At 46.5% G+C, this 15,490-nt stretch carries 14 protein-coding genes and 1 tRNA gene; all 15 read right to left on the bottom strand.

What is annotated here, in order from left to right; all coding sequences use genetic code 11:
* Nucleotides 1-17 precede the first annotated feature (17 nt).
* Nucleotides 18-1,103 carry an NADH-quinone oxidoreductase subunit NuoH gene (gene nuoH, locus ACO0KZ_RS08430; RefSeq protein ID WP_422994663.1) on the bottom strand — a complete coding sequence of 362 codons (1,086 nt, stop codon included), beginning with the start codon at nucleotides 1,101-1,103 and terminating at the stop codon, nucleotides 18-20.
* Entirely contained in the window at nucleotides 1,103-3,442 is a 2,340-nt protein-coding gene (gene nuoG / locus ACO0KZ_RS08425) for an NADH-quinone oxidoreductase subunit NuoG (protein WP_422994661.1), read from the bottom strand. The genes nuoH and nuoG overlap by 1 nt, the downstream gene beginning before the upstream one ends.
* Before the next feature lie 79 nt (nucleotides 3,443-3,521).
* Complete coding sequence (gene nuoF / locus ACO0KZ_RS08420) at nucleotides 3,522-4,817, bottom strand: NADH-quinone oxidoreductase subunit NuoF (RefSeq protein ID WP_422994659.1); 1,296 nt, start codon at nucleotides 4,815-4,817, stop codon at nucleotides 3,522-3,524.
* A complete protein-coding gene (nuoE, locus tag ACO0KZ_RS08415) occupies nucleotides 4,817-5,314 on the bottom strand; it encodes an NADH-quinone oxidoreductase subunit NuoE (protein ID WP_422994657.1) in 498 nt (165 codons plus the stop codon). Before nuoE ends, nuoF begins: the two co-directional genes overlap by 1 nt.
* Before the next feature lie 72 nt (nucleotides 5,315-5,386).
* Nucleotides 5,387-6,640, bottom strand: coding sequence for an NADH-quinone oxidoreductase subunit D (locus tag ACO0KZ_RS08410; RefSeq protein ID WP_422994655.1), 1,254 nt, complete (start codon nucleotides 6,638-6,640; stop codon nucleotides 5,387-5,389).
* A 9-nt stretch (nucleotides 6,641-6,649) separates the two neighbouring features.
* The gene (locus ACO0KZ_RS08405) at nucleotides 6,650-7,249 is read right to left on the bottom strand and encodes an NADH-quinone oxidoreductase subunit C (protein ID WP_422994653.1); all 600 of its coding nucleotides are present in this window, start codon (nucleotides 7,247-7,249) and stop codon (nucleotides 6,650-6,652) included.
* A gap of 36 nt (nucleotides 7,250-7,285) precedes the next feature.
* A complete protein-coding gene (locus ACO0KZ_RS08400; RefSeq protein ID WP_315473244.1) occupies nucleotides 7,286-7,762 on the bottom strand; it encodes a NuoB/complex I 20 kDa subunit family protein in 477 nt (158 codons plus the stop codon).
* 17 nt (nucleotides 7,763-7,779) lie between these two features.
* Nucleotides 7,780-8,139, bottom strand: a complete 360-nt coding sequence (locus tag ACO0KZ_RS08395; RefSeq protein ID WP_422994650.1) for an NADH-quinone oxidoreductase subunit A — start codon at nucleotides 8,137-8,139, stop codon at nucleotides 7,780-7,782.
* A gap of 114 nt (nucleotides 8,140-8,253) precedes the next feature.
* Nucleotides 8,254-8,338 (bottom strand) — tRNA-Leu (locus tag ACO0KZ_RS08390).
* Nucleotides 8,339-8,433: 95 nt separating this feature from the next.
* Nucleotides 8,434-8,826, bottom strand: a complete 393-nt coding sequence (gene secG / locus ACO0KZ_RS08385) for a preprotein translocase subunit SecG (RefSeq protein WP_422994648.1) — start codon at nucleotides 8,824-8,826, stop codon at nucleotides 8,434-8,436.
* A gap of 67 nt (nucleotides 8,827-8,893) precedes the next feature.
* Nucleotides 8,894-9,661 carry a triose-phosphate isomerase gene (tpiA, locus tag ACO0KZ_RS08380; RefSeq protein ID WP_422994646.1) on the bottom strand — a complete coding sequence of 256 codons (768 nt, stop codon included), beginning with the start codon at nucleotides 9,659-9,661 and terminating at the stop codon, nucleotides 8,894-8,896.
* Nucleotides 9,662-9,837: 176 nt separating this feature from the next.
* The gene (locus ACO0KZ_RS08375) at nucleotides 9,838-10,815 is read right to left on the bottom strand and encodes an NAD(P)H-quinone oxidoreductase (protein WP_422994644.1); all 978 of its coding nucleotides are present in this window, start codon (nucleotides 10,813-10,815) and stop codon (nucleotides 9,838-9,840) included.
* 142 nt (nucleotides 10,816-10,957) lie between these two features.
* Nucleotides 10,958-13,108, bottom strand: coding sequence for a polyribonucleotide nucleotidyltransferase (pnp, locus tag ACO0KZ_RS08370; protein ID WP_422994642.1), 2,151 nt, complete (start codon nucleotides 13,106-13,108; stop codon nucleotides 10,958-10,960).
* Between the two features lie 351 nt (nucleotides 13,109-13,459).
* A complete protein-coding gene (rpsO, locus tag ACO0KZ_RS08365) occupies nucleotides 13,460-13,729 on the bottom strand; it encodes a 30S ribosomal protein S15 (RefSeq protein WP_186889867.1) in 270 nt (89 codons plus the stop codon).
* A 205-nt stretch (nucleotides 13,730-13,934) separates the two neighbouring features.
* Nucleotides 13,935-15,473, bottom strand: coding sequence for a 2-isopropylmalate synthase (locus tag ACO0KZ_RS08360; RefSeq protein WP_422994639.1), 1,539 nt, complete (start codon nucleotides 15,471-15,473; stop codon nucleotides 13,935-13,937).
* Nucleotides 15,474-15,490 lie beyond the last annotated feature (17 nt).

Genomic DNA, 15,490 nt, shown 5'->3' with positions numbered 1-15,490 from the left:
CATTTTTCTTTAGCTGATTACTTCCAAATATTCCAGGAGGTTTGCATCCATGCTGCAACGATCACCAAATAAACCAAGGTCAAAGGAATAAACACTTTCCAACCTAAACGCATAATTTGATCGTAACGATAGCGTGGGAAAGAAGCACGTGCCCAAATGAACATCGACACCACAACAAAAGTTTTCAAGCCTAACCAAATCCAGCCAGGCAAATAAGCCAACAGACCTAACACAGGCACCGCGTGGCCTATTGGTGAATTCCACCCACCCAAAAACATCAATGAAGCTAATGCAGAAATCAAAATCATGTTGGCATATTCTGCCAAGAAGAACATCGCAAAGGACATGCCTGAATACTCAACCATATGGCCAGCAACAATCTCAGATTCACCTTCAACCACGTCGAATGGATGACGGTTAGTTTCAGCGATACCCGAAATGACATAGATCACGAACATAGGCAGCAAAGGCAGCCAGTTCCATGACAAGAAATTCCAACCATGATCGGCGAAGTAGCCCTTCATCTGACCATTGACGACATCGGACAAATTCAAGCTACCAGAAACCATCAACACGATCACCAGCACAAAACCCATGGCGATCTCATAAGAAACCATTTGTGCTGAAGCACGCATCGCACCCAAGAATGCGTACTTAGAATTAGATGCCCAACCCGCGATAATGATGCCGTACACTTCCATTGACGTAATTGCCATGATCAACAACAAACCAGCATTGACATTTGCCAGCACCACTTCAGGTCCAAAAGGAATCACAGACCAAGCAGCCAAGGCTGGCATGATCGTCATAATTGGTGCAATCACAAACAAAACTTTATTAGCTTTTGCAGGGATGATAATTTCTTTAAGCAGTAACTTTAAGGCATCAGCAATCGGTTGCAGCAAACCGGCAGGACCGACACGATTTGGACCAAGACGAACGTGCATCCAACCTATCATTTTGCGTTCCCACAAAGTCAAATAGGCAACGCAACCCATGACTGGCAAGGTGATACAAACGATCTTGACCAAAGTCCAGACTAAAGGCCACAAACCACCAAGGTATTGCACGCCATAGGATTGAACCGTATCTAAGAAATTCATTATGCACGCTCCACATTAATTGGGCCGAACATCGCACCCAGTTGATGCGTTGCCAAAACACCGGCAGCCACCCGTACCACAGTCGCAGGCAAAGATTTATCAAGTTTGGCTGAACCCAATACCGAAGCGCCCGCTTGCGTCAATTTCACGAAATCGCCATCGGCGATACCGAGACGCGCAAACTCTGCAGCACTCAAACTAATAGCAGTTGCTTTTGCATCCGCAGTACGCTGCAGAGATTCAGAACGACGCACAATCGCATCGGTGCTATAGATAGGCACGTCAGAAACACGCTCCAAGCCTGTATGCTGGACAGAGGAAGAAATCGCGACGTCAGTAATATCTGCAATGTTATTTAGCTTAGACGACAAATCGGTTTGACCTTGACCTAAAACGGCATCACGAATCGCTTCTGCTGTTTCAAATTCGAAGTTATCTAGGCCTAACAGATTACCCAGCACACGTAGTACTTTCCATGCTGGACGCGTATCGCCTAATGGTTTCACCACACCGTGGAAGCTTTGTGCGCGACCTTCGCAATTGACGAAGGTACCCGCTGTTTCGGTAAATGGAGAAACAGGCAGCAAGACATCCGCGTATTCCATACCGTGTTTGAACGCGGACATCACGACAACCATGTCTGCTTGCGCCAACACCGTTTGTGTCTGATTCGCATCCGCAAAATCAAAGCTCGGTTCGGCGTTCAACAGCACCACTGCTTTACGTGCATTACTTAGAACATTGGTCGCTGTATCAGCATTTGATGGAACCGCATCCGCAAGGTAGGCACCAACGGTATTGGCCGCTTCTGTAAGATAACCGAAACCAGCACCCGTATTTTGCGCTATCCATTGTGCCAAGGCGTGAATCTTTGCAGCATCAGGATGTTGCGCTGCTGTGTTACCCAAGAACACACCAGCTGATTGCGCCTCAACGCCAGACAATAAACTGTTTGCAATTGCTTGCGCCGAGTCAGATACAGTTACGTCAACCAACCCAGCTGGCTTCGCAACTTGTTTTGCAGTCGCTACAGCAGTTGCAACTTCGGCTAAGAAAGACAGCCATGCGGATGGAGCGAGAACCGCTTTATTCGCGACCTTCATCAAGAGCTCATCATCTGTCGCATGCAAGACATTTAATTTTGTGCCAGATTTGACCGCTTGACGCAAACGAGCCGCCAACAATGGGTGATCTTTGCGCAGGAAAGAACCAATTACAAAGACTTGTTTCAATTGCGCAAATGCGGCAATAGACATGCCCAACCATGGTTTGATTTTGCCAGTTAATGCAAAACCAGATTGACGCAAGCGTGTTTCGATATTGTCAGAACCCAAGCCGCGTACCACACGTGACAACAAACTTAACTCTTCCAAAGTGGAATGGGCAGAGGCCAAACCAGCTATAGCATTAGCACCATGCTCATGTTTCACATTTTTCAAACCATGTGCGACATACTCCAAAGCAGTTTGCCAATCGGTTTCTTGCCATTGACCGCCCTGCTTCAGCATCGGCTTAGTCAAACGATCGTCACTATTCAAACCTTCGTAAGCAAAACGATCTTTGTCTGATATCCAGCATTCATTGACTGCATCATTTTCCAAAGGAACGACGCGCAAGACTTTGTTATTTTTGACCTGAACGATCAAATTAGCACCCAAACCATCGTGCGCACTAACGGATTTACGACGCGACAATTCCCAAGTACGAGCAGAGTAACGGAAAGGTTTAGAAGTCAAGGCGCCGACTGGGCACAAGTCGATCATGTTGCCAGACAATTCTGAATCAACCGTTTTACCAACGAAGGAAGTAATTTCTGAGTGTTCACCACGACCCAGCATACCAAGTTCCATTACACCAGCAACTTCTTGGCCGAAACGTACACAGCGTGTGCAATGAATACAGCGGCTCATCTCTTCCATTGAGATCAAAGGACCGACATTCTTATGGAAGACGACGCGTTTTTCTTCTTCGTAGCGTGAGCTTGTCTTACCGTAACCCACCGCCAGATCTTGTAATTGACATTCACCACCTTGGTCACAAATTGGGCAATCCAGTGGATGATTAATCAACAAAAATTCCATCACATCTTTTTGTGCCTTGACCGCCTTATCACTATTGGAACGAACGATCATCCCTTGCGTCACTGGCGTTGCACAAGCAGGTAAAGGTTTAGGTGCTTTTTCAACCTCAACCAAACACATGCGGCAATTCGCAGCAATCGACAATTTTTTGTGATAGCAAAAATGAGGTATGTAGGTGCCAAGCTTATTGGCAGCGTCCATCACCATGCTGCCCGCAGGGACTTCTACTTTCTTGCCGTCTATTTCAATTTCAACCATGGTGTGCTCTGGGTACGCTAAGCGAATAAATATTCAGACTTGAATGAATTCTCAATTCAAGAACAAACTACAGCCTTGTTTATAAATAAGTCGGAACCAAGCAATGTTTATGCTCGATATGGTATTCAAACTCTTCACGGAAATTCTTAATAAATGCACGAACTGGCATCGCAGCAGCATCACCCAAAGCGCAAATCGTGCGACCTTGAATTCCGTCTGCAACCGCATTTAGCATGTCCAAATCATCTGGACGACCTTGGCCGTTCTCAATACGATGCACCATCCGATACAGCCAACCTGTGCCTTCACGACATGGTGTACATTGACCGCAAGACTCTTCGAAGTAGAAATAAGATAAACGCAGCAAAGATTTGACCATGCAACGCGTTTCATCCATCACGATCACCGCGCCAGAACCGAGCATAGAACCCGCCTTAGCGATAGAGTCGTAATCCATATCAGTCGCCATCATGACATCACCAGTCAAGACTGGCATAGAGGAGCCACCCGGGATAACTGCTTTAATCTTCTTGCCATCGCGCATGCCGCCAGCCAACTCTAATAAAGCTGCGAACGGTGTACCCATTGGCACTTCGTAATTACCTGGCTTCGCCACGTCACCCGACATAGAGAAAATCTTGGTGCCACCATTGTTTGGCTTACCAAGCGCAGCATAAGCTTCGCCGCCCATCGCCAAGACAAATGGTACAGCAGCAAAGGTTTCAGTATTATTGATCGTCGTTGGCTTACCGTACAAACCAAAACTCGCTGGGAATGGTGGTTTAAAACGTGGCTGCCCTTTTTTGCCTTCTAAAGATTCCAGTAAGGCTGTTTCTTCACCACAGATATAAGCACCGTAGCCATGGAAAGCATGTAATTGGAATGAGAAGTCAGAACCGTGAATACGATCGCCCAACATATTCGCTGCGCGCGCTTCTTCTAAAGCTTCTTCAAAACGATCATAGTCAGCAAAAATTTCACCATGAATATAGTTATAGCCTACGGTAATGCCCATTGCATAGGCACCAATCGCCATACCTTCGATCAGGGCATGAGGATTGTAGCGAATGATGTCGCGATCCTTAAATGTACCTGGTTCGCCTTCATCGGTATTACAGACTAGATATTTTTGACCTGGAAATTGACGTGGCATGAAACTCCACTTTAAGCCAGTTGGGAAACCCGCACCGCCACGACCGCGCAACGAGGAAGCCTTCAGCTCCGCAATCACTTGCTCTGGTGGGATTTTTTCATCCAAAATACGCTTTAAAGATTGGTAGCCACCGCGCGCGACATAGTCCTGCAGGTGCCAGTTTTTTCCATCTAAGCCAGCAAGAATCAGTGGCTTGATATGGCGATTATGTAGACTCGTCATTATTTACCTGCCTCTGTTGTTTGGCTTAATTCACTGACCAAGGCATCGATTTTGTCATTCGACATAAAGCTGCACATACGTTTATTGTTAACCAACAGCACTGGTGCATCGCCACAGGCCCCCATGCACTCACCTTCCATCAAGGTAAATTTGCCGTCTGCACTTGTTTCTTTGTAATCGAGACCAAGCTTTTGTTTTAGATGATGGGCAGCACGTTCGCCGCCAGACAAAGCACATGGCAAATTGGTGCAAACAGTAATTTTATGTTTACCGACAGGCTTGGTATTGTACATATTGTAGAAGGTCGCAACTTCTTGCACCGCAACGGCAGGCATACCGATGTAATCGGCGACAAACTGCAACACCTCAGGAGATAACCAACTGGTTTCATCCTGGGCAATCGCCAAGGCTGCCATCACGGCAGACTGACGCTGATCCGCTGGGAACTTCGCCAATTCGCGATCAATTTTTTTTAATGCTTGCTCTGATAAGACCATCGCTTTTGCCTCAAATATCGACTCTCAAAAAGAGCCGATCATCTATCAATATTTATTTCTACCAAAAATCAATTAACGGTCAATTTCGCCGAATACGATATCTTGCGTACCAATAATCGTGACCGCATCAGCAATCATGTGACCTTTGGCCATTTCATCCAAACCTTGCAAATGAGGAAATCCAGGCGCACGAATTTTCATACGATAAGGCTTATTTGCACCATCTGACATCAGATAGATACCAAATTCACCTTTTGGATGTTCAACTGCGGCATAAGCTTCACCTGCAGGAACGTGAAAACCTTCGGTAAACAATTTGAAATGATGGATCAACTCTTCCATATTCGACTTCATATTCACACGACTTGGCGGCGCGACTTTATGATTAGTCGACATCACTGGCCCTGGATTATTCCGCAGCCATTCAACGCACTGTTTGATAATACGATTTGACTGGCGCATTTCTTCAACACGCACCAGATAACGATCGTAACTATCGCCATTCACACCAACAGGAATATCAAAATCGAGTAAATCATAAACTTCGTAAGGTTGCTTTTTGCGCAGATCCCATTCAACACCAGAACCTCGCAACATCGGACCTGTAAAGCCCATCGCCATAGCGCGCTCAGGCGAAACCACACCAATACCAACCAAACGCTGCTTCCAGATACGATTATCTGTCAACAAAGTCTCGTATTCATCAACGTATTTTGGGAAGCGATTCGTGAATGCTTCGATGAAATCTAACAAAGAACCTTGACGGTCTTCGTTCAACAAGCGCATCGCTTTTTCATTCTTCAGAATCGATGCTTTATGCTTAGGCATTTCATCAGGCAAATCGCGATATACACCGCCCGGACGATAATATGCAGCATGCATACGAGCACCCGAGACGGCCTCATAACAATCCATCAAATCTTCGCGCTCGCGGAACGCATACAAAATCACCGCCATTGCGCCGACGTCGAGTGCATGTGCGCCTATCCACAATAAGTGATTCAACAACCGCGTGATCTCATCAAACATCACACGTATGTATTGAGCACGTAACGGCACTTCTAAACCGAGCATTTTCTCGATCGCCATGACATAGGCATGCTCATTAGACATCATCGACACATAGTCGAGACGATCCATGTAAGGCACTGATTGCAAATAGGTTTTTTGTTCAGCCAACTTTTCTGTTGCGCGATGCAACAAGCCAATATGCGGATCCGCACGTTGAATGACTTCACCATCCAACTCAAGCACAAGACGCAAAACACCGTGCGCAGCAGGGTGTTGAGGACCAAAGTTTAAGGTGTAATTTTTAATTTCAGCCATGATGCATCCTTAACCCTTAATCCCGTAATTTTCTTCACGAATAATACGCGGTGTATTTTCACGCGGTTCGATAGTTACTGGTTGATAAATTACACGCTTTTGATCAGCGTCATAACGCATCTCGACATAACCAGAAACTGGGAAATCTTTACGGAAAGGATGACCAATAAAACCATAGTCGGTCAAAATACGGCGCAAATCGTTATGCCCATCGAAAAGTATGCCGAAGAAATCAAACGCTTCACGCTCATACCAGTTCGCAGTACTCCATACGTCCACCAGTGAAGCGACTATTGGAAACTCATCATCCTCAGCGAAGACACGGACACGCAAGCGCCAATTGTGCTTAATTGAGAGCAAGTGCGACACAACAGCAAAGCGCAACCCATCCCAAACACCATCACCATAGGTCGAATAATCCACACCACACAAATCGATCAATTCTTCAAATTGGGTTGCAGCGTTATCACGCAAATCACGCATCACTGACAAGTAGTCTTTTGCAGAGACAATGACAGTCAACTCACCGAGCGCCAATTGCGACTGCATGAGTCGCTCGCCGATAACACCCCTCACTGCCGACTCAAGATTTTCTAATTTGGTAGTCATTTTGCTTTATGTTGTAGTTTTCACTGACAAATCGCACTAGCGTGCAATCGTATTGGTGCGCTTAATTTTGTTTTGCAATTGAATAATGCCGTAGATCAGTGCCTCAGCAGTTGGAGGGCAACCCGGCACATAAATATCGACTGGAACAATGCGATCACAACCACGCACCACGGAGTAAGAGTAATGATAGTAACCACCACCATTTGCACAGGACCCCATAGACACCACCCAGCGCGGCTCAGCCATCTGATCATATACCTTACGCAAGGCTGGCGCCATCTTGTTACACAAGGTACCCGCCACAATCATCACATCCGATTGACGTGGAGAAGGACGGAAGATCACGCCAAAGCGATCCATATCATAACGAGAGCAACCTGCGTGCATCATCTCAACCGCACAACAAGCAAGACCAAACGTCATTGGCCACATAGAACCCGTCTGAGTCCAATTTATCAGCTTGTCCAAACTGGTCGTAACGAAGCCTTCGCTCAATACACCTTCAATTGACATACGCTTTTCCTATCAGGTCATTCCCAATCAAGGGCGCCTTTTTTCCAGATATACCAAAATCCGACCGCAAATTCCAAGATGAAACCTAGCATCACCAAGAAACCAGTCCACCCCAACTCTTTCATGGAGACAGCCCAGGGAAAGAAGAATGCAGTTTCGAGATCGAACAAAATAAAGAGAATTGCAACGAGATAATAACGCACGTCAAACTTCATACGCGCATCTTCAAAGGCTTCAAAGCCGCACTCATAAGCAGATGTTTTTTGACTATCAGGTCGGTGTGGCGCAATTAAACGGCCCAAAATCTGCGGAACAATACCCACAGCAATACCAACCAAAATAAAGAGAAGAACTGGGAAATAATTTTCGAGGTTCACGTTAGGCTACCCATATAAAAACGTAACATTGAGATGTTTAATGCATGATTGAATGACGTTTAAATCCACAACCACTTCCTCGATCAAGCCAGTTAGAAAAACTGACTTATTCTTTGGTGCCGACGACGAGACTCGAACTCGTACAGCTTTCGCCACTACCCCCTCAAGATAGCGTGTCTACCAATTTCACCACGTCGGCATAAGCCCAGCATTTTACTCTCTTCACTGAAATTGTTCAACGCACAATTGCAGTAATTCAAGATTTTTTTACTGGACAAATTGATTTCGCTTAACTTACTTTGGAATTTCAGTAGCTTTACTTGCCGCGCCCGCCGAAGCACTTGCCGCCGCATTTGCCGGCACCACCGCAGGCGTGGTCGGCGCAGCATTAGCCGGAGCCGTTTTCGCAGCAGGCAAATTATCCATTACGCCAACAGATGGCGCTTTATTAGCACCGAAAGACGTCAAAATCAAAGTCGCAATAAAAAACACCGCAACAGCAACACCTGTGGATTTTGACAAAAAGTTAGAAGAGCCTGTCGCACCAAATAAACTACCAGATGCACCCGAACCAAAAGAAGCCCCCATATCTGCGCCTTTGCCATGCTGCAGCAAGACTAGACCAATAATAACCAGCGCAGACAATACCTGCACAATCATAACCAAAGTAGATAAAGAAGTTTGCATTTAAAACATCCAAGTAAAATTAATCGTTACAACAAAAACATTCCAAAACCGAGCGCAGCAAAAAACCTTAAACCGCACCAATAATTGCGAGAAAATCAGCAGCTTTCAATGAAGCACCACCAATTAAACCACCGTCAATATCGGGCATTGCCAGTAACTCTTTCGCGTTATCAGGCTTCATACTGCCACCGTACAAAATACGAACCTTATTCGCAGCAAAACCACTACGCTCCGCCAAAACAGAACGCAGCACCGCATGAACTTCTTGCGCCATTTCAGGCGTCGCTGTCTTACCAGTACCAATCGCCCAAACTGGCTCATATGCAACCACAATGCGCGCCAAAGCGCCATCATCCAAAACATCCATCACCGCGCGCAGTTGAGTCACCACGACTTCATTAGTCCTACCCGCCTCACGCTGCTCCAAAGTCTCACCCACACAGACGATAGGAAAAATACTAGAGCGCAAGGCCTGCAAGGCCTTTTGCGCCACCAACTCATTCGACTCATGATGATAAGCGCGGCGTTCAGAGTGCCCAACGATCACATATTGACATGAAAAATCCGCCAACATGGCAGACGCCACCTCACCTGTATAAGCACCTGATTGGTGGGCCGAGATATCTTGCGCGCCAAGTGCAATTGCTGAAGATTTGAGCAAGGATTCACATTGAGGCAAATAAACTGCTGGCACACAGACCAATACCTCACAAGTTGAACCACTAACTGCAATTTCGGGGGCCGCCAGCAAATTCTCAAGCAAGCTCGCATTTGATGCAAGACTGCCATTCATTTTCCAATTGCCCGCTATTAATGTGCGTCGCTGTAGTGACATAAGCTTAAAAATTTAATTAACTGTCTATTGTATCGCGGCAAGGCCAAGGGGGTCAATTTTCCCTGCACAAGTTTGAAGATGATTACTTTATTTTGTCACGTAAGCGTGCCAAATTAGCCAAAACCATAAGCAATATCAAGGATCGTCAGCCTTAACCGCCGAAACCAATACATGAATTACAACTCAAGCACAAGCTTACCAATATGTTGACTCTCCTCCATCATTTCGTGCGCTTTTGCTGCTTGAGACAAAGGAAAAACCTGGTAGATAATGGGTTTAACCCTACCATTTTCCAATAGAGGCCAAACCCTATTGCGCAAGGCTCGCGCAATCCCAGCTTTAAATTCAATTGAACGCGGACGCAAAGTTGAACCAGTTACATGCAAACGACGGCGCAATACTTGTGACATATCGAGCTCAGCCTTTGCCCCACCTAAGAGCGCAATGACCACCAAACGCCCATCATCAGCCAGACTATCGATATTTCTCGCGAGATATTTTCCAGCTACCATATCTAGTATCACATCCACGCCCTTACCTGCAGTTTCCGCTCGTACAACCTCAAGGAAATCCTCGGTACGATAATTGATTGCACGAAGCGCACCAAGCTCCTCTACCGCTCGACACTTCACATCAGATCCAGCCGTTGCAAACACCTTAGCCCCCAAAGCCTTCGCGATCTGTATTGCCGCCACACCAATTCCCGAAGTACCACCATGCACTAACAAAGTCTCACCAACAGATAACTCGGCACGATCAAATACATTTGACCATACAGTAAAGAAAGTCTCTGGAAGAGACGCCGCCTCAATCAGGCTCAAGCCTTTTGGAACAGGCAAACATTGCACCACGGGTGCCACACAGTAGTCAGCGTATCCACCACCTTGCACCAAGGCACACACCAAATCGCCAATAGCAAACTCAGCATCAGCCAAATCACCACCAACAATTTCACCCGCCACTTCCAGACCAGGCAAATCAGAAGCGCCAGTCGGTACTGGATAATACCCCATACGCTGCAAGACATCGGGGCGATTGACGCCAGCGGCGCGAACACGTATCAGCACCTCCCCAGTACCAGGAACCGGGATCGGCCGCTCACAGACTTGCAAAACATCGGGCTTGCCGAATTGGGTAATTTCGATTGCTCGCATTATTTATCTTCCAAACAAAATTGCGCTACAAGTATGCCGACACTCAATAAAAAAAACCGTTCGAAGTTTCCCCCGAACGGTTTTCATTCTACGCTGATTTATTTTCAGCAATCATAGATCGCCAAACAATAAAGGAAAGTTCTTAGGCTTCCGGCGCAGCTTCCACAGGAGCAGCATCAGCAACTGGCGCTGCAGCTTCAGCAGCTGCCTTCATCGACAACTTAAAGCGACCGCGATCATCGGTTTCCAAGACTTTCACACGCACTTGCTGACCTTCTTTGAGGTAGTCAGCAACAGCATTCACGCGCTCATTGGCGATTTGACTGATGTGCAACAGACCATCTTTACCTGGCATGATTTGCACGATCGCACCGAAGTCCAACAACTTCAAGACTGTACCTTCGTAGATCTTGCCAACTTCGACTTCCGCCGTCAATTCTTCGATACGACGTTTAGCCTCTTGACCAGCAGCCGCATCAACCGAAGCGATCGTTACCACACCTTCATCGCTAATATCAATTTGCGTACCAGTTTCTTCAGTCAATGCACGAATAACCGCGCCGCCTTTACCAATCACATCACGGATTTTTTCTGGGTTGATCTTGATAGTTATCAAGCGTGGTGCAAAATCAGACAATTCCACTTTACCGACTGGAACTGCTTTTTGCATTTCACCCAAGATATGATCACGGCCTTCTTTAGCCTGCGCCAAAGCGACTTGCATAATTTCTTTAGTGATACCTTGAATCTTGATGTCCATCTGCAGAGCAGTGATACCTTCTGCTGTACCAGCAACTTTAAAGTCCATATCGCCGAGATGATCTTCATCACCCAAGATGTCCGTCAATACAGCAAATTTATTGCCATCTTTAATCAGGCCCATCGCGATACCAGCAACGTGCGCTTTCATCGGCACACCCGCATCCATCAATGCCAAGCAACCACCACAAACAGACGCCATAGAAGAGGAACCATTGGATTCTGTAATTTCAGAAACCAAACGCACTGAGTAGCTGAAATCTTCCGGTGAAGGCAATGCTGCCTGCAATGCACGTTTTGCCAAACGACCATGACCAATTTCACGACGCTTAGGTGTACCAACGCGACCAGTTTCACCTGTCGCAAATGGAGGCATATTGTAATGCAACATGAAGCGGTCAGAGTATTCACCCATCAAAGCATCAATCTTTTGCTCGTCACGTGAAGTACCTAAAGTCGCAATCACTAAGGCCTGTGTCTCACCGCGCGTGAACAAGGCTGTGCCGTGCGTACGTGGCAATACGCCAGTACGGATCGTAATAGGACGTACAGTGCGTGTGTCACGGCCATCGATACGTGGCTCGCCATCCAAAATTTGAGAGCGAACGATTTTTGATTCCAGATCAAACATGATGTTACCGACATCACCGGAATCCGGCGCTGCTGAGCCAGCCGCGGCCGCTTGCTCAGCCAAAGCTGCACTCACCGCCGCACTTGCTGCTTTCAGCTGCTCAGTACGCGCTTGTTTTTCTTTAGTTTGATAAGCAGCACGCAACAATGGCTCTGCTACTGCAGTCACTGCAGCAATCAAAGGTTCATTCTTAGCCGCTGGTGCCCATTGCACTTCTGGCTTGCCGCCATCACGCACCAAATCATGAATCGCATCGATGACTGCTTTCATTTGTGTGTGACCATACACAACCGCGCCCAACATGACTTCCTCGGACAATTGTTGCGCTTCAGACTCCACCATCAACACAGCGGATTCTGTACCAGCAACCACCAAATCCATAGCGGAAGTTTTTAATTGCGTTGCAGTTGGGTTCAATACATATTGACCATCGATATAACCAACACGCGCCGCACCAACTGGACCACTGAATGGAATACCAGATACGCAAATCGCTGCAGACGCACCGATCATTGCTGCGATATCAGGATCGATTTCTGGGTTCACAGACAACACGTGCACGATCACTTGCACTTCATTCAAATAACCTTCTGGGAACAATGGACGAATCGGGCGATCAATCAAACGCGACGTCAATGTTTCTTTTTCTGATGGACGACCTTCACGCTTGAAGAAGCCACCTGGAATACGACCAGCTGCGTAGGTTTTTTCCAAGTAATCGACGGTCAATGGGAAAAAGTCCTGACCTGGCTTGGCATCTTTTTTCGCAACAACTGTTGCCAATACAACGGTATCTTCAATTGATACCAATACCGCGCCAGAAGCCTGACGTGCGATTTCACCTGTTTCCAAGGTCACTGTATGTTGACCGTATTGGAATGTTTTCGTAACTTTATTAAACACAATGTGTCCTTTCACTATTTTCCGACAGATTTCCAGGGGCTGTCGTTCACCTCACCACAAGCAACTCAGCTTCGAATCACCCTTACTGTTAGGACTTACACAAAACAGACGCTAGCGTCGTTGCTGTCACCTCGCCGTACAATTGCACTGTCTTCGGCGACGCGCCTAGCTAGCGCAATTTTGCGTAAGTCTTAACTATTTCCAACACTTTTACTACTACCACTGCCAATGGCGTCCAAATTTTAAGCAAATTTAGATGCCCTAAAGGCAAAAAGCCTGCATCAGTCAAACTGACGCAGGCTTTTTACTTTAATTCTTTGCTGTGTTTAGCAAAATACTCTGATGAGTAGATTACTTACGCAAGCCGAGTTTTTCGATCAATGAACGATAACGGTTCAAATCTTTACCTTTCAGGTAAGACAACAAACTCTTACGACGGTTAACCATCATAATCAAACCACGACGTGAGTGGTGATCTTTAGAGTGAGATTTGAAATGACCGTTCAAGTCATTGATGCGTGCAGTCAACAAAGCAACTTGCACTTCTGGAGAACCTGTGTCGTTTTGACCACGGGCATTATCCGCAACGATAGCGGCTTTTGCACTTTTTTCGATAGACATCTTATTTCCTTTACATGCGATATCAAGAGTTAGGTATTTGAACCAACACCGTCGATATCGTGAAATACCATTAATAAACCCCATCAGAATTTGATGAGACTGCCACTATAGCATGAAAAATAGTGAAAACTCAAGGCAAAACATGAAACAACTCCCTCAGCCTGAATTCTGCAGAGGGAGGTGTTTTAATAATATAAAGAGATTCCTAAATCTGCGGATTCAGCTTCTCAACCTTAGAATGCAATTTATTCAGAGCAGAAATATACGCCTTGGCAGAAGCCACGACGATATCAGGATCTGCGCCCACGCCATTCACGATGCGCCCTGCTTTGCTCAAGCGTATCGTTACCTCACCCTGTGATTGCGTTCCCGCCGTAATTGCATTTATTGAGAACAGCAACAGTTCTGCTTCGCTCTTCACTTCCGATTCAATTGCGCTAACGATAGCATCCACAGCACCGTTACCCTGCGCAATACAAGATTTCTCTTTATCACCTATAGTCATCACAACCACTGCAGAAGAACGTTCGCCAGTTTCTGAATGCTGACTAATAGAAACCAGACGATAATGATCCGCATCATGTGAATGCTCTTCATCCGCGACGACCGACATAATGTCTTCGTCAAAAATTTCAGATTTTTTATCGGCGAGTTCTTTGAAACGGGCGAAGGCCGCATTGATTTCCGTCTCAGATTCCAAGGCAATGCCGAGTTCTTGCAAGCGTTGCTTGAATGCATTCCGACCTGAAAGCTTACCGAGAACGATTTTATTCGCACTCCAGCCTACATCTTCAGCACGCATGATTTCATAGGTGTTGCGCGCTTTCAAAATACCATCTTGGTGAATACCGGATGCGTGAGCAAAAGCATTTGCGCCTACAATTGCTTTATTCGGCTGCACGGCAAAGCCTGTGATTTGCGAAACCATTTTCGAAGTCGCGACGATCTGCGTGGTATCGACACCAATGTCCAAATTAAAATGATCTTTACGGGTGCGAACTGCCATCACGATTTCTTCCAAGGCAGTATTGCCTGCACGCTCACCAAGGCCGTTAATCGTACATTCGACTTGCCGCGCACCACCAATCATGACGCCGGCCAAAGAATTCGCGACAGCCATACCTAAATCGTTATGGCAATGTACAGACCAGATCGCTTTATCGGAATTCGGTATCGTTTCACGCAAGCGCTTCAAGGTATTTCCATACAACTCCGGCACACCGTATCCAACCGTATCTGCAAAATTAATCGTGGTCGCACCTTCTTTTATCACTGCTTCAATCACACGGCAGAGGAAATCAAAATCTGAGCGACTCGCATCTTCTGGGCTAAACTCCACATCGTCGGTGAATTTGCGCGCAAAACGAACCGCTTGAATTGCTTGCTCAAGCACCTGGTCCGGGCTCATGCGCAACTTCATTTCCATGTGCAAGGGTGAAGTCGCAATGAAAGTGTGAATGCGTTTGCGTTGGGCCTTTTCTAAAGCTTCAGCAGCACGTGAAATATCTCTGTCATTCGCGCGTGACAATGAGCAGATTATCGGCTCACGCACCGCCGCAGCAATCGCTTTAATCGATTCAAAATCACCCGGAGACGCAGCAGCAAAACCCGCTTCAATCACGTCGACCTTTAAACGCTCTAGTTGACGAGCGATGCGCACCTTTTCATCCTTGGTCATAGATGCACCAGGGGATTGTTCGCCGTCACGCAAAGTTGTGTCGAATATGATGAGTTTGTCTGCCATGTTTGCCTCCGAAAATA

The organism is Undibacterium sp. Di24W (assembly GCF_049340325.1).
In the GTDB taxonomy this organism is placed as follows: domain Bacteria; phylum Pseudomonadota; class Gammaproteobacteria; order Burkholderiales; family Burkholderiaceae_D; genus Undibacterium.
This window is presented reverse-complemented; position numbering and strand designations above follow the sequence as displayed.

Excerpts from the sequence above, each read along its gene's own strand:
- nuoH (WP_422994663.1), bottom strand. The coding sequence starts at position 1,103 with ATGAATTTCTTAGATACGGTTCAATCCTATGGCGTGCAATACCTTGGT.
- nuoG (WP_422994661.1), bottom strand. The coding sequence starts at position 3,442 with ATGGTTGAAATTGAAATAGACGGCAAGAAAGTAGAAGTCCCTGCGGGC.
- nuoF (WP_422994659.1), bottom strand. The coding sequence starts at position 4,817 with ATGACGAGTCTACATAATCGCCATATCAAGCCACTGATTCTTGCTGGC.
- nuoE (WP_422994657.1), bottom strand. The coding sequence starts at position 5,314 with ATGGTCTTATCAGAGCAAGCATTAAAAAAAATTGATCGCGAATTGGCG.
- ACO0KZ_RS08410 (WP_422994655.1), bottom strand. The coding sequence starts at position 6,640 with ATGGCTGAAATTAAAAATTACACCTTAAACTTTGGTCCTCAACACCCT.
- ACO0KZ_RS08405 (WP_422994653.1), bottom strand. The coding sequence starts at position 7,249 with ATGACTACCAAATTAGAAAATCTTGAGTCGGCAGTGAGGGGTGTTATC.
- ACO0KZ_RS08400 (WP_315473244.1), bottom strand. The coding sequence starts at position 7,762 with ATGTCAATTGAAGGTGTATTGAGCGAAGGCTTCGTTACGACCAGTTTG.
- secG (WP_422994648.1), bottom strand. The coding sequence starts at position 8,826 with ATGCAAACTTCTTTATCTACTTTGGTTATGATTGTGCAGGTATTGTCT.
- tpiA (WP_422994646.1), bottom strand. The coding sequence starts at position 9,661 with ATGTCACTACAGCGACGCACATTAATAGCGGGCAATTGGAAAATGAAT.
- ACO0KZ_RS08375 (WP_422994644.1), bottom strand. The coding sequence starts at position 10,815 with ATGCGAGCAATCGAAATTACCCAATTCGGCAAGCCCGATGTTTTGCAA.
- rpsO (WP_186889867.1), bottom strand. The coding sequence starts at position 13,729 with ATGTCTATCGAAAAAAGTGCAAAAGCCGCTATCGTTGCGGATAATGCC.
- ACO0KZ_RS08360 (WP_422994639.1), bottom strand. The coding sequence starts at position 15,473 with ATGGCAGACAAACTCATCATATTCGACACAACTTTGCGTGACGGCGAA.